The organism is Streptomyces sp. LE64, from assembly GCF_052606915.1.
This window is the reverse complement of sequence record NZ_CP199708.1, coordinates 4832198-4846034: the sequence shown is the minus strand read 5'-3', so window position 1 is coordinate 4846034 and position 13837 is coordinate 4832198. Positions and strand designations below refer to the sequence as shown.

Here is a 13837-nt window from a genome sequence, read left to right as displayed (position 1 = left end):
CGAGCGCCGTAAACCCACTTGCCAAGGGGCGGGTCCCGCCGGGAGGGACGCTGAAGCGCGTACGGGGCCGGGGGGAACGCCGGCACCCGACCCGGGCGGTTCAGTCCGTCTCGACGGCCGGAAGGGGGGCGGGGGCGGCGGCACGGGGGCGCTGCCAGCCGCGGGCGCCACGGGCCAGCAGCCAGGCGGTGGCCTCCTCCGGCGGCATCGCGGCCGCGACCAGCCAGCCCTGCACCGCGTCGCAACCGAGGTCCCGCAGGCGCTCCCAGGTCTCGTCGTCCTCCACGCCCTCGGCGACGACCAGCAGGCCCAGGGAGTGGGCGAGGTCGACGGTGCAGCGCACGATCTCGGCGTCCTCGGTGTCGACCGCGAGGCGAGCCACGAAGGAACGGTCGATCTTCAACTCGCTGACGGGGAGCCGACGGAGGTGGACCAGGGAGGAGTAGCCGGTGCCGAAGTCGTCCAGGGACATCTTCACCCCGTGCCCGGCGAGTCCGGCGAGGGTGTCGGCGGCGCGCTGCGGGTCTTCGAGGAGGACGTGCTCGGTGATCTCCAGTTGGAGGGCGCCGGCGGGCACCCCGTGGCGGGCGAGGCGGCCGGCGACGGCGCCGGCGAAGCCGGGGGTGTGGACGTCACGGGGCGAGACGTTGACCGCGACGGGGACCGTGAGGCCCTGGGCGCGCCAGCGGGCGACCTGGGCCAGGGCGGTCTCCAGGACGTACTCGGTGAGGTGGGGCATCAGGCCGGAGGACTCGGCGATGGCGATGAACTCGTCCGGGGGGACCCGGCCGCGCTCCGGGTGCACCCAGCGGACCAGCGCCTCCAGGCCGGCGACCTGGCCGTCGAAGCGGACCTTGGGCTGGTAGTGGAGCTGGACGTCTCCGGTGTCGAGGGCGCGGCGCAGGTCTCCGAGGAGGCCGAGCCGGTCGGGGGTGTTGGAGTCCCGCTTGGGTTCGTAGACCTCCACGCCGGTGCGGTCCCGCTTGGCCTGGTACATGGCGACGTCGGCGCGGCGCAGCAGTCCCTCCGCGTCGTCGGCGTGCTCGGGGAAGATGGCGAGCCCGGCGCTGGCCTCCAGGACGAGGGTGAGGCCGTCGAGGTCGAGGGGCGATCCGAGGGCGGTGACCACGGAGCGGGCGACGCGGGTGGCGGAGGTGACGGACTCGACGGCCGGCAGCAGGACGGCGAACTCGTCGCCGCCGAGGCGGGCCGCCTCGGCTCCGCGGGGCAGGGCGAGCCGGAGGCGGTCGGCGATCTGGAGGAGCAAGCGGTCACCCGCCAGATGACCGAGCGTGTCATTGACCGAACGGAACCGGTCCAGGTCGATCAGCATCAGTGCGGACCGCGCGTCGATGCGGTCGGCCTCGTCGATGGCGGCCCAGGTGCGTTCCAGCAGCCACTGACGGTTGGGCAGCTTGGTGAGGGGGTCGCGGAGCTGTTCCTCGGCGCGGGCCCGGGCGATCCACAGGGTGGAGTCCAGGGCGACCAGGGGCACCACGAACAGCGGCAGCAACACCGGCATCGCCACCGCCACCACGCAGATCAGCGGGGCTATGCCGAGCAGTGCCGCGCCGACCAGGGACTGCCGCGCCAGGGCGGTGCGGGCGACGGTCGGCAGGCCCGCCGGATTGGGGGTGTGGAGGTACCAGAGCAACAGCCGGGTGACGGTGAGGTAGGCCGCGGCGGCGAGGACGACCTCGGGGATCGTGGAGAAGTCCCAGGAGTCGGGGTGCCAGGGCTGCTCCACGGTGGGGACCACCCCGCAGGCGGCGAGCAACAGGGCGCCCGCGCCGATGCCCAGGACGTCTACGGCACCGTGCAGTAATCCCTGGCGCCAGCGTCCCCAACGGGCCACGCCGACGAGCACCACGACGGTGAGGCTGACCATGCCGGCGGGGATCCACCCGTACAGCAGCAGCACGGCGAGGGTGAGGGCGGAGCCGGAGCCGGTGGCGCCCCACCAGCGACCGCGGCCGAGGGCGACCAGGTGGCCCACGGTGAGACCGGTGAGCAGGGCCAGCGACCAGCCGGCGGTGCCGGAGGGGAACAGGGCGCGGTTGCCGCTGATCGCGCTCCAGGCGCCGAGGCCCAGGACGACGGCGGCGACCGCGACCACGGTGCGGGCGAGGACCGGCCAGGCGCCGCGCGCCGCCCCCTGGTCGGTGGCCTGGGGGTGGGGGCGGAGGTCGTGCGGGGGGAGTTCGCCCGGCCGGCCGGTGCGGTCGTCGGCCCGGTGCGGCGTCCGGCGGCCGGTGAGCCAGGCGCGCGGGATGCGGCGGGCGCGCACGCCCGCGTCCGGGGCGGCCCTCTCGCTCGATTCCATTCCGTCCCTCTCACAGCCGGCGGTGCTCGCGCGTCGCCTCGGCCCGCCGTGCACGACCGTCGGCATCCGCGTCTGATGACCCGCCACGCAGCGGGGCACGGCAGGCGCTTCTGCCAACAGTAGGCTGCCGACCCCGTCGAGGGGCAGCCGTCGGCGGCGGTTGCCCGAATGCGACCGGGCCAACCCTAACCATCTGATATGCGCCGAACGGGTGTCCACACGGGGCCGTGCGAGGGACACGGCATTGGCTGTTCTTGGTCTACTCCTCGACGGGGAGAGCTGCTTCCCGGGCCGCGTCCGGGCCCTGCTCCAGAAGGACGGCAAAGCCTTCCTCGTTCAGGACCGGCACTTTTAGTTGCATTGCCTTATCGAACTTCGATCCCGGGTTATCGCCCACGACGACAAACGCGGTCTTTTTAGAGACTGATCCGGTCACTTTGGCGCCGAGCCGCTGAAGGGCCTCCTTGGCGCCGTCACGCGTGTGGCGGGCCAGGGTGCCGGTCACCACGACGGTCAGGCCCGCCAGTGGACGGGGTCCCTCGTCCTCTCCCGCCGAGCTGTCCTCCATTCGGGCGCCGGCGGCCTTCCACTTGCGCACGATCTCCTGGTGCCACTCCTCGGCGAACCACTCCCGGACGGCGGCGGCCGTGGTGCCCGCGACCCCGTCGGTGGCCTTCAGCTGCTCCTCGGTGGCCTCGGCGAGCCGGTCCACGGACCGGAACTCACGGGCCAGCTCGGCCGCCGCCACCGGGCCGACGTGCCGGATCGACAGGCCGGTCAGGAAGCGGGCGAGCGGGCGCTCCTTGGCCGCCTTGATGCTCTCCAGCATCGCCAGGGCGTTCTTCTTGGGCTCGCCCTCCTGGTTGGCGAAGACGGTGACGACCTTCTCCTCGCCCGTCTCCGGATCGCGCTTGGGCAGCCCGCTGTCCGGGTCGAGGACGTACGCCTTGATGGGCAGCAACTGCTCGATCGTCAGGTCGAAGAGGTCGCCCTCGTCCCCGAGCGGGGGCTCGGCCGGCTCCAGGGGCTGGGTGAGGGCGGCGGCCGTCACGTAGCCGAAGTGGTCGATGTCCAGCGACTTGCGGCCCGCGAGGTAGAACAGCCGCTCCCGCAGCTGGGCCGGGCAGCCCGCCGCGTTCGGGCAGCGGAGGTCGATGTCGCCCTCCTTCATCGCCTTCAACGGGGTGCCGCACTCGGGGCACTCGGTGGGCATCTCGAAGGGCGGCGCCTCGGGGTCGCGCAGCTCGGGGACGTGGCTGAGGATCTCCGGGATCACGTCCCCGGCCTTGCGCAGCACCACCGTGTCGCCGACCCGGACGTCCTTCGCCTTGACGACCTCCTGGTTGTGGAGGGTCGCGAACTCGACCTCCGAACCCGCCACCACCACCGGCTCCACCTGGGCGTAGGGGGTGGCCCGGCCGGTGCGGCCGATGCCGACCCGGATGTTGATCAGCTTGGTGTTGACCTCCTCCGGCGGGTACTTCCAGGCGATGGCCCAACGGGGTGCGCGGGAGGTGGAGCCGAGCCGGCCCTGGAGGGGGATCTCGTCGAGCTTGACGACCACGCCGTCGATCTCGTGCTCCATGGAGTGCCGGTTGACCCCGTAGTGGGCGATGAACTCCCGCACGCCCTCGATCGAGTCGACGACCCTGGTGTGCCGGGCGGTGGGCAGCCCCCAGGCGCGGAGCCGTTCGTACGCCTCGGAGAGCCGGCCGATCTCCAGCCCCTCGCGGGCCCCGATGCCGTGCACCACCATGTGCAGCGGAAGGGTCGCGGTGATCCTGGGGTCCTTCTGGCGCAGCGACCCCGAGGCGGAGTTGCGGGGGTTGGCGTAGGGCTTCTCGCCCGCCGCCACCCGGCGCTCGTTCAACTCCTCGAAGGCGGCCATCGGGAAGTACACCTCGCCGCGGACCTCCACCAGGGCCGGTACGTCCTCGCCGTGCAGGCGGTGCGGGATCTCGGCGATGGTGCGCACGTTGGGGGTGATGTCCTCGCCGGTGCGGCCGTCGCCGCGGGTGGCGGCGCGGGTGAGGACGCCGTTCTCGTAGGTGAGGTTGACGGCCAGGCCGTCGACCTTCAGCTCGCACAGGTAGTGGTAGTCGGTGGTGCCCACGTCCCGGGCGATGCGCTCCGCCCAGGCGGACAACTGCTCGTCGTCGAAGGCGTTGTCCAGGGAGAGCATCCGCTCCAGGTGCTCCACCTCGGCCAGGTCCGTCTGGTAGGCGACGGCGACCCGCTGGGTGGGCGAGTCGGGGGTGCGCAGCTCGGGGTGCTCCTCCTCCAGCAGCTCCAGCTCCCGCATCAGCCGGTCGAACTCGGCGTCGCTGACGACCGGCTGGTCCTTCACGTAGTACCGGAAGCGGTGCTCCTCCACCTCCTCGGCCAGCCGCGCGTGCCGCTCCCGCACCCCGGCGGTCAGCGGTCCGTTCTCTTCGTGCTCTTCGCCGACCACGTCGGTCCTCCCGTTGGTCACTCTGGGTCGTCCGCGAGGGACGTCGCCGCCCGGACGCAGTGGGCCAGCGCCCGCCGGGAGTACTCCGGCGAGGCGCCGGCGAGACCACAGGCCGGGGTGAGCGTGACCACGTCACTCAACAGCCCCGGACTCAGCCCCAACCTGCGCCACAACGTCCTGACGCCCCCGACGCTACCGGCCGGGTCTGACAACGGGGCGTCGGTGCCGGGCACGACACCGACGAAGAGCTTGGTACCGGACTCGACGGCCTCGCCGATCACCTCGTCGTCACGTTCGGTGAGCAGGGAGAGGTCGAAGGAGACGGCGTCGGCGCCGGCCCGGCGCAGCAGCGCGAAGGGCACGTCAGGGGCGCAGGAGTGCACCACGACGGGCCCGTCGTGGACGGCGAACAGCTCGCGGAGCACCCCCTCCACGGCCTGCCGGTCCACCGCCCGGTGGGTGCGGTAGCCGCTCGCGGTCCGGATCCGCCCGCGGAGCACCGCGGTGAGCGAGGGCTCGTCGTACTGGAGGACCAGCCGGGCGCCGGGCACCCGGCGGGCGACCTCGGCGAGGTGGGTGCGCACGCCCTCGGCGAGCGATCCGGCGAGGTCGCGGCAGGCCCCCGGGTCGGACAGGGCCACCTCGCCGCCGCGCAGCTCCAGCGCCGCGGCGAGCGTCCACGGGCCCACCACCTGGAGCTTCAGCGGCCCCTCGTACCCCTGGGTGTGCTCCTCCAGGGCGTCGAGGTCCTGGCGGAGCCAGGCGTGGGCGCGGCGGGTGTCCCGGCCGGGCCGGTCGCCGATGCGCCAACCGCTGGGCTCCACCCGGGCGTACAGGTCGACGAGGAGCCCTGCGGTGCGGCCGATCATGTCAGCGCCGGGCCCGCGGGCCGGCAGTTCCGGGAGGTGGGGGGTGCCCTGGCCGTCGCCGAAGGTGCCGACGACGGTCTTGACGGCCTCCAGGGCGTCCTCGCCGGGCATCGAGCCGACGCCGCTGGCCGGGCTGGGCAGCAGGGCCTTCGGGTCCGCCGCGTGGGACGGGGCCGCCGTGGTCGCCGGGTTGTCGTGGTTGCTCACCCCGGAAGCCTACGAGACCGCCCGGACCCGGGCGGCCGGACCCGGGCGGCCGGCGGCCTCAGCGGACGGCGGGACGCACCGAGAGGTCGTTGATCTCCGAGTCCCGGGGCAGGTCCAGGGCGGTGAGCACGGTGGTGGCGACGGTCTCCGGGTCGCTCCAGCGGGCCGGGTCGTACTCCCGGCCTTCCTGCTGGTGCACCTTGGCCTGCATGGCGCTGGCGGTGCGGCCCGGGTAGACGGAGGTCACCCGGACCCCGCCCGCCTGCTCCTCCTCGCGCAGGGCGTCGGCGAGGGCGCGCAGCCCGTGCTTGGAGGCGGCGTACGCCGACCAGTCGGCGCGGGCCCGCAGCCCCGAGCCGGAGTTGACGAAGAGCACGTGCCCCTGGGTGACCCGGAGCTGGGGCAGGAAGTGCCGGGTCAGCTCGGCGGGCGCGATCAGGTTGACGTTGAGCTGGTGGCGCCAGGTCTTGGGGGTCAGTTCGCCCACCGGGCCGAGGTCGATGACCCCGGCGCTGTGGATGAGCGAGTCGACCCGGTCGGGCAGCGTCTGGTGCGAGAAGGCCCAGGACAGCTTCTCCGGGTCGGCGAGGTCGCCGACGAGGGTGCGGGAGCCGGGGAACCGGGCGGCGAGCTCCTTGGCCCGGCCCGCGTCGCGGGCGAGGAGGACGAGGTCGTCGCCGCGGGCGTGCAGCCGCCGCGCCACGGCCTCGCCGATGCCGGAGCCGGCCCCGGTGATCACGTGAATTGCCATGGGCCCCATCGTCGCACCCGGCCCGTACCGCTCGGGCCGCCCGCCGGGACGGACCGCCGCCGGTCGCCCGGTGCGGTCAGCGGGTGCCGAAGGACTCCTCCAGGTGGGCCAGCGCGCCCACCGGCTCCTCCGCGAAGAACACCAGCTCGGTCAGCGGCAGCGGGAGGAAGCCCTCTTCGTCCATGCGCCGGAACTGCTCCCGCAGACCGTCGTAGAAGCCGGCCGTGTTGAGGACCACGACGGGCTTGGCGTGGTGCCCGTGCTTGCGCAGTTCCAGGATGTCGGTGGCCTCGTCCAGGGTGCCCACCCCGCCGACCAGGACCACGATGCCGTCCGCCTTCTCCAGCAGGGTGGCCTTGCGGGCGGCGAGGTCGGGCGCGATGACCATCTCGTCGGCACCGGGGCGGGTGAACTCGGCGAGGAACTCCACCGAGACCCCCAGCAGTCGGCCGCCCGCCCGCTGCACCCCGTCGGCGACGACCTTCATCAGGCCCTTGTCCGAGCCGCCCCACACCAGGGTGTGCCCGCCCCGCCCGAGGAGTTCGGCGAACTGCCGGGCGGGACCGGTGTACTTCTCGTCGAGGTCGGCCGCGGAGAGGAAGACGCAGATGTTCATGGGCCCACCGTACGGGCCGTCGCCACGCCTTCGACAGGGTGCCGGTCAGGCGTGGACGGCGGCCCGCTCGGTGGTGGCGATGGTCGCGGAGCCGACCACCCGGGTGCCGTCGTAGAGGACGATCGCCTGGCCCGGCGCGACCCCGCGCACCGGCTCGGCGAAGCGGACCCGCAGCTCCCCGTCGACGGCCTCGGCCGTCACCGCGCACTCGCCGCCGTGGGCCCGCAGCTGCGCGGTGTAGCCGGCGGGACCGCTGGGCGCGGTGCCGCACCAGCGGGGCCGCACCGCGGTCAGGGCGGTGACGTCGAGGGCGGCGGCCGGGCCGACCGTGACGGTGTTGGTGACCGGGGAGATGTCCAGGACGTAGCGGGGCTTGCCGTCCGCGGCGGGGCGGCCGATGCGCAGGCCCTTGCGCTGGCCGATGGTGTAGCCGTAGGCGCCGTCGTGGGTGCCGATCTTCGTCCCGGACTCGTCGACGATGTCGCCCTCCGCCGTGCCGAGGCGGGCGGCGAGGAAGCCCTGGGTGTCCCCGTCCGCGATGAAGCAGATGTCGTGGCTGTCGGGCTTCTTCGCCACGGCGAGGCCGCGGCGCTCGGCCTCGGCCCGGATCTCGTCCTTGGTGGTCTCGGTGTCCCCGAGCGGGAACAGCGCGTGCGCGAGCTGCCGCGCGTCGAGCACCCCGAGGACGTACGACTGGTCCTTGGCCTCGTCGGTGGCCCGGTGCAGCTCCCGGGCGCCGTCCGCCAGGGTGACCACCCGGGCGTAGTGGCCCGTGCACACCGCGTCGAAGCCGAGCGCGAGCGCCTTGTCCAGCAGCGCGGCGAACTTGATCTTCTCGTTGCAGCGCAGACAGGGGTTGGGGGTGCGGCCGGCCTCGTACTCCGCGACGAAGTCCTCCACCACGTCCTCGCGGAAGCGGTCGGCGAGGTCCCAGACGTAGAAGGGGATGCCGATCACGTCGGCGGCGCGCCGGGCGTCGCGGGAGTCCTCGATGGTGCAGCAGCCCCGCGCACCGGTGCGGAACGACTGCGGGTTCGCGGAGAGCGCGAGGTGCACGCCGGTCACCTCGTGCCCGGCTTCCACCGCGCGGGCGGCGGCGACGGCGGAGTCCACGCCGCCGGACATGGCGGCCAGGACACGGAGGGGGCGCTGCGGGGTCTCAGTCATAACCCCTCCAGGGTACGGGGCCCGGGGAACCGAAGCCCGCGGGTGTGCGTTGTGGTTCCCGTGGCGGAAAAGAGAGAGCGGCGGGCACCGGGGCAGGGGCCGCGGATCGGGCGGCGCGGGCTGCTGGTCGGCGGCGGGCTCGCCGTGGTCGGGGCGGGCGTCGGCTTCCGGGACGAGTGGTCGCGGCTGTGGTGGCGCGCCCCGGGGGTGTCCCGGCCCCGGGTGGCGGGCGAGGTGGACTTCACGGGCGCCCGCTGGGTGGCGGCGTCCGCGGCGAACTGGCGGCGGGCCGACCGCCCCGACGACTTCCGGATCGACCGGGTGGTCGTCCACGTCACGCAGGGCGGCTTCGACAGTGCGGTGCGGGCGTTCCAGGACCCGGGGCACGGGGCCGCGGCGCACTACGTCGTGCGCAAGGACGGGCACGTCACGCAGATGATCCGGGAGTTGGACGTGGCGTACCACGCGGGCAACCGCGACTACAACCAGCGCAGCGTGGGCATCGAGCACGAGGGCTGGGTGGACCGCCCCTCGTCGTTCACGGGCCCCATGTACGCCGCCTCGGCCCGGTTGGCGGCGCGGATCTGCGTCCGGTACGACATACCGCCGGACCGCGAGCACGTGATCGGGCACGTGGAGGTGCCCGGTGCCACCCACACCGATCCCGGGCCGCACTGGGACTGGGAGCGGTACGTGCCGCTGGTGCGGGCCGAGGTGGAGCGGCTGGAGTCCGCGCCCACGGCCCCTCCGTCCTCGCCGGCCGCCCGCGCCGCGGAGTGAGCCGACCGGGAACCGGGCCCGCCCCGGGCCGGTCCCCCGGGCCGGGCCGCGTCGTTGACCGGTCGACGACACGTTCCACCGACCACCACGGGAGTCGCCTTGGACCTTCACGCCCAGTCCGTCGAATCGTCGGAGCAACTCGCCGCGGTCTGGCGGCGGGCGGTGCTCGACCGGGACGCGGCGGCTGACGTGCGCGACCTGCCGGGTCTCGCCGTCCGCTGGGCCGAATCCGGGTTCCCCTTCTGGAACTGCGTCGCCCTCACCGAGCGGGGCGCGGACGCCGAACTCCTCGCCCGGCGCCTGGAAGGGGCCGCCGCGGTCATGCGGACGAAGCGGCGCCCGGGCTTCCTCTGGCTGTTCGAGCACCTGCTCGACGGGCCGGCCCGCGCCGCGCTGGAGCCGGCGGCGGAGCGGGCGGGGCTGCGGCACGCCTTCTCCGGGGCGGGCATGGCCGGTGACGTGCTGCCGCTGCCCGAGCCTGCCCACCCCGACCTGACCTTCGCCCGGGTGCGCACCGAGGAGCAGTTGGCGGCGTACGCGGACCTCAACGCCCGGGCCTACGGGTTCCCGTCGCAGGAGGTGCGCGACGGCCTCCACGGGTCCGCCCTGTGGACGGAGGGGGCGTACGCCTACCTGGCGCTGCGCGAGGGGGAGCCGGTGGCCTGCGCCGGCGCGGTGGAGGAGGCGGGTCGGCTGTTCGTGGCGCTGGTGGCCACGGACCCGCGGTGGCAGCGCCGGGGCTACGGCGAGGCGGTCACCCGCAAGGCGCTGTACGAGGCGTCCCGGGCGACCGGTCTGACCAGGGCGGTGCTGCACGCGACGGAGGCGGGCGCCCCGGTGTACCGGCGGATCGGGCTGGCCCCGAACTCGCCGATCCGCTTCTACGCCCTCGGGGACTGAGCGGCCCGGTCGGCGCTACGGGTGGTGCACGGCGCGCACCACGGCGACGCCCGCCTCGCCCCGGGTGAACAGGGCGGCCAGGTCCGCCGGGGAACCCACCGGGTCGACGTGGTCGACCAGCAGCACGGGCTGCGGTTCGCCCTCGTCCTCGGCCGGCTGGAAGTCGGTGGCGACCGACCGGCGCAACAGGACGGCCCGGGTCGGGTCCAGGGGGTCGGGCTCCAGGGCGGAGAGGTCGCGGACCGGGCGGTCCCGGCCGGTCAGCAGGGTGACGTCGAGCCGTCCGCGGGTGCGTGCGTAGCGGGCCGAGAGGTCTTCGGCCAGCAGGTAGAAGACGCCCTCCTCGCCCTCGTGCCCCCGGTCGAGGAGGGCGCAGGCCGTCTGCTCGCCCGGGTCGGTGGAGGTGCGGTCCAGGGCGAGGAGCACCTCCGGGCGTTCGGCGTCGAGCGGGGCGAACGGGGTGATCCACAGCCGGGGGGAGTCGTCCATGCGCCGTATCCAAGCACGGGCGCCGGCGCCGGACCGGGCCGGGGCCGGCGCCCGTGCGGCGGGGACGCGGAGGGGCCGTCAGGTCAGGCCGGCGCTGCGGGCCCGGGTCACGGCCGGGCCGATGGCCCGGGCCACGGCCGCCACGTCCTCGGGGGTGGAGGTGTGCCCGAGGGAGAAGCGCAGGGTGCCGCGGGCCAGGTCCGGATCGGTACCGGTGGCGAGCAGGACGTGGCTGGGCTGGGCGATGCCCGCGGTGCAGGCGGAGCCGGTGGAGCACTCGATGCCCTGGGCGTCGAGCAGCAGCAGCAGCGAGTCGCCCTCGCAGCCGGGGAAGGCGAAGTGGGCGTTGGCGGGCAGCCGGTCCACCGGGTCGCCGCCGAGGACGGCGTCGGGCACCGCCTCCCGCACCGCGCGGACCAGTGCGTCGCGCAGGGCGCCGACCTCCCGGGCGAACCGGGGCTGTCGTTCGGCGGCGATGCGGGCGGCGACCGAGAAGGACACGATCGCGGGGGCGTCCAGGGTGCCGGAGCGCACGTGCCGTTCCTGGCCGCCGCCGTGCAGCACGGGCACCGGCGTCCAGGTCCGGCCGAGCAGCAGGGCGCCGATCCCGTACGGGCCGCCGATCTTGTGGCCGGAGACGGTCAGCGCGGCGAGCCCGCTCGCCGCGAAGTCGACGGGGAGCTGTCCGACGGCCTGGACCGCGTCGGCGTGCATCGGCACCCCGAACTCGGCCGCCACCGCGGCCAGTTCCCGCACCGGCTGGACGGTGCCGATCTCGTTGTTGGCCCACATCACGGTCACCAGCGCCACGTCGGCCGGGTTGCGGACGAGCGCGGCGCGCAGGTCCTCCGGATCGACCCGGCCGTACCCGTCGACGGGCAGGTACTCGACGGTGGCGCCCTCGTGCTCGCCGAGCCAGTGCACGGCGTCCAGGACGGCGTGGTGCTCGACGGGGCTGGCCAGGACGCGGACCCGGGCCGGGTCGGCGTCGCGGCGGGACCAGTACAGCCCCTTGACGGCGAGGTTGTCGGCCTCGGTGCCGCCGGAGGTGAAGACCACCTCGCTGGGTCGGGCGCCGAGCTGGGCGGCGAGGGTCTCGCGGGCTTCCTCGACGGTGCGCCGGGCCCGGCGGCCGGCGGCGTGCAGCGAGGAGGCGTTTCCGGTGACGGTCAGCTGGGCGGTCATCGCCTCGATCGCCTCCGGCAGCATCGGAGTGGTCGCGGCGTGGTCGAGGTAGGCCATGGTGGGGACGATTCTACGAGCCCGGTTCGGGGGTGCCGCCCCGACCCTGGCCCGTTCCGCACCCCCGGCGCGCGCCCGGGGTCCGTCCCGGGCGCCCCCGCACCGGGTGCTACTCGGTGGCCTCCACCGCCGTGGAGCGGCGGTTCCAGGCACGCGGCGCCCGCCAGTGGTAGCGCATCGCCAGCAGCCGTAGCGCGAAGGCGGTGACGACGGCGAGCGCACTGGTCAGCCCGGTCAGGGCCTCGTACTTGAGGCAGAACGCCACGATCGCGGCGCCGACGATCGCGGGGACGGCGTACAGGTCGCGGTCCCAGCGGACCAGGGAGGGCACCTCGTTGGCGACGACGTCCCGCAGCACGCCGCCGCCGACCGCAGTCGCCACGCCCAGCACGGCGGACGCGGTGAGGCCGAGCCCGTACTCGTACGCCTTGGTGGTGCCGGTGACGCAGAAGAGGCCGAGACCCGCCGCGTCGAAGACGTTCACCCCGGTCTGGATGCGCTCGACCTCCGGGTGCAGGAAGAACACCAGGGCCGCGGCCACCAGGGGGGTCAGGAAGTAGCCGAGGTCGGTGAAGGCGGCCGGCGGGACCGCGCCGATGACCAGGTCCCGGAAGAGGCCGCCGCCGAGCGCGGTGACCTCGGCGAGCACGACGATGCCGAAGACGTCGAAGTTCTTCCGGACGGCCAGCAGGGCGCCGGAGATCGCGAAGACGAAGATGCCGGCGAGGTCCAGCGCGTGCTGGACGGAGGGACTGAACAGATCATGGAGCACCGCCCCATTTTCCCCCGTACCGGACGCCGATCCGTCCAGGACGTCCGGGTACCGCCCGGTGCGTCCGGGGCGGGGCCGTCCGGCGGGTGCGGGCGGGCCGCCGGACGGCCCGCCCGCACCGGGTCAGTCCCCGGTCCCGCTCCCCTCGGCGGGGGCGTCCTCGCCGAGGGTGACCACCTGCACCGCGTCGGCCGCCGCCGCGAGCCGCACGGTGTCCCGGGGCTCCTGGTCCGGGGCGTTCTCCGGGTGGTGACAGGCGACGAACTGCTGCGGCTTCAGCTCGGTGAACGCCGGCTCCCGGGTGGCGCAGACCTCGGTCGCCTTCCAGCACCGGGTGTGGAAGCGGCACCCGCTGGGCGGGGAGATCGGGGAGGGGACGTCCCCCTTGAGCAGGATGCGTTCGCTCTTGGCGGTGCGCCGCCGCGGGTCGGGGATGGGCACCGCCGACATCAGGGCCTTGGTGTAGGGGTGCAGGGGCGAGGAGTACAGGGACCTCCGGTCGGCCAGTTCGACGATCTTGCCCAGGTACATCACCGCGATGCGGTCCGACACGTGACGCACCACCGACAGGTCGTGCGCGATGATCACGTAGGTGAGGCCCAGTTCGGTCTGGAGGTCGTCCAGCAGGTTGACCACCTGCGCCTGGATGGAGACGTCCAGGGCCGACACCGGCTCGTCGGCGACGACCAGCTTCGGTTTGAGCGCCAGGGCGCGGGCGATGCCGATGCGCTGGCGCTGGCCGCCGGAGAACTCGTGGGGGTAGCGGTTGTAGTGCTCGGGGTTGAGTCCGACCACTTCGAGGAGGCGTTGCACCTCCTTCTTGGTGCCGCCCTCGGGGGTGACGCCCTGGAGCCGGAAGGGGGCGCTCACGATGGTGCCGATGGTGTGCCGCGGGTTCAGCGAGGAGTACGGGTCCTGGAAGATCATCTGGATGTCCCGGCGCAGCGGACGCATCCCCGCGACCCCGAGGTGGGTGATGTCGTGTCCGGCGAACTCCACGGTCCCCGCGGTGGGTTCGAGGAGCCGGGTGATCAGCCGGCCCATGGTCGACTTGCCGCAGCCGGACTCGCCGACGACCCCCAGGGTCTCCCCCGCGCGCACCTCGAAGTCCAGCCCGTCGACCGCCTTCACGGCCCCGGTATGGCGCTGGAGCAGCCCCTTGCGGATCGGGAAGTGCTTCTGGAGGCCGCTCACCTTCAGCAGCACCTCGCCGGGCGCGGCCTGCTGCGCGGGGACGGTGGCGCCCCCGGAGCGCGGGGTGGGTACCGG

General features: G+C 74.2%; 12 protein-coding genes. 2 read left to right on the top strand and 10 right to left on the bottom strand.

What is annotated here, in order from left to right; genetic code table 11:
• Positions 1-100: 100 nt before the first annotated feature.
• From ACSMX9_RS21900 to mnmA, 6 genes are all read right to left on the bottom strand, one after another.
• Positions 101-2323, bottom strand: a complete 2223-nt coding sequence (locus tag ACSMX9_RS21900) for a putative bifunctional diguanylate cyclase/phosphodiesterase (RefSeq protein WP_445396263.1) — start codon at positions 2321-2323, stop codon at positions 101-103.
• 259 nt (positions 2324-2582) lie between these two features.
• Positions 2583-4775, bottom strand: coding sequence for an NAD-dependent DNA ligase LigA (gene ligA / locus ACSMX9_RS21895; protein WP_445403060.1), 2193 nt, complete (start codon positions 4773-4775; stop codon positions 2583-2585).
• 17 nt (positions 4776-4792) lie between these two features.
• Positions 4793-5788 (bottom strand): methionine synthase, encoded by a 996-nt coding sequence (locus ACSMX9_RS21890; protein WP_445403059.1) that lies wholly within the window; start codon positions 5786-5788, stop codon positions 4793-4795.
• A gap of 121 nt (positions 5789-5909) precedes the next feature.
• Positions 5910-6611: an SDR family oxidoreductase gene (locus ACSMX9_RS21885; RefSeq protein ID WP_351239761.1), complete on the bottom strand. Its 702-nt coding sequence runs from the start codon at positions 6609-6611 to the stop codon at positions 5910-5912.
• 67 nt (positions 6612-6678) lie between these two features.
• Entirely contained in the window at positions 6679-7218 is a 540-nt protein-coding gene (locus tag ACSMX9_RS21880; protein WP_351239763.1) for an LOG family protein, read from the bottom strand.
• A 45-nt stretch (positions 7219-7263) separates the two neighbouring features.
• Positions 7264-8385 carry a tRNA 2-thiouridine(34) synthase MnmA gene (gene mnmA, locus ACSMX9_RS21875; RefSeq protein WP_351239765.1) on the bottom strand — a complete coding sequence of 374 codons (1122 nt, stop codon included), beginning with the start codon at positions 8383-8385 and terminating at the stop codon, positions 7264-7266.
• 60 nt (positions 8386-8445) lie between these two features.
• Between mnmA and ACSMX9_RS21870 the strand changes: the two genes are divergently transcribed.
• On the top strand, positions 8446-9165 hold the full coding sequence (locus ACSMX9_RS21870) for an N-acetylmuramoyl-L-alanine amidase (protein WP_445396261.1): 720 nt from the start codon (positions 8446-8448) through the stop codon (positions 9163-9165).
• Between the two features lie 99 nt (positions 9166-9264).
• The gene (locus ACSMX9_RS21865) at positions 9265-10065 is read left to right on the top strand and encodes a GNAT family N-acetyltransferase (RefSeq protein ID WP_445396259.1); all 801 of its coding nucleotides are present in this window, start codon (positions 9265-9267) and stop codon (positions 10063-10065) included.
• A 15-nt stretch (positions 10066-10080) separates the two neighbouring features.
• On the opposite strand, the gene ACSMX9_RS21860 is transcribed toward ACSMX9_RS21865, so the two are convergent.
• From ACSMX9_RS21860 to ACSMX9_RS21845, 4 genes are all read right to left on the bottom strand, one after another.
• Complete coding sequence (locus ACSMX9_RS21860) at positions 10081-10554, bottom strand: hypothetical protein (RefSeq protein WP_445396257.1); 474 nt, start codon at positions 10552-10554, stop codon at positions 10081-10083.
• A gap of 78 nt (positions 10555-10632) precedes the next feature.
• Positions 10633-11796 (bottom strand): cysteine desulfurase family protein, encoded by a 1164-nt coding sequence (locus ACSMX9_RS21855; protein WP_351239773.1) that lies wholly within the window; start codon positions 11794-11796, stop codon positions 10633-10635.
• Positions 11797-11905: 109 nt separating this feature from the next.
• Positions 11906-12568, bottom strand: coding sequence for a trimeric intracellular cation channel family protein (locus tag ACSMX9_RS21850; protein WP_445396255.1), 663 nt, complete (start codon positions 12566-12568; stop codon positions 11906-11908).
• A gap of 123 nt (positions 12569-12691) precedes the next feature.
• Positions 12692-13774, bottom strand: a complete 1083-nt coding sequence (locus ACSMX9_RS21845; RefSeq protein WP_445403058.1) for an ABC transporter ATP-binding protein — start codon at positions 13772-13774, stop codon at positions 12692-12694.
• Positions 13775-13837: the final 63 nt, after the last annotated feature.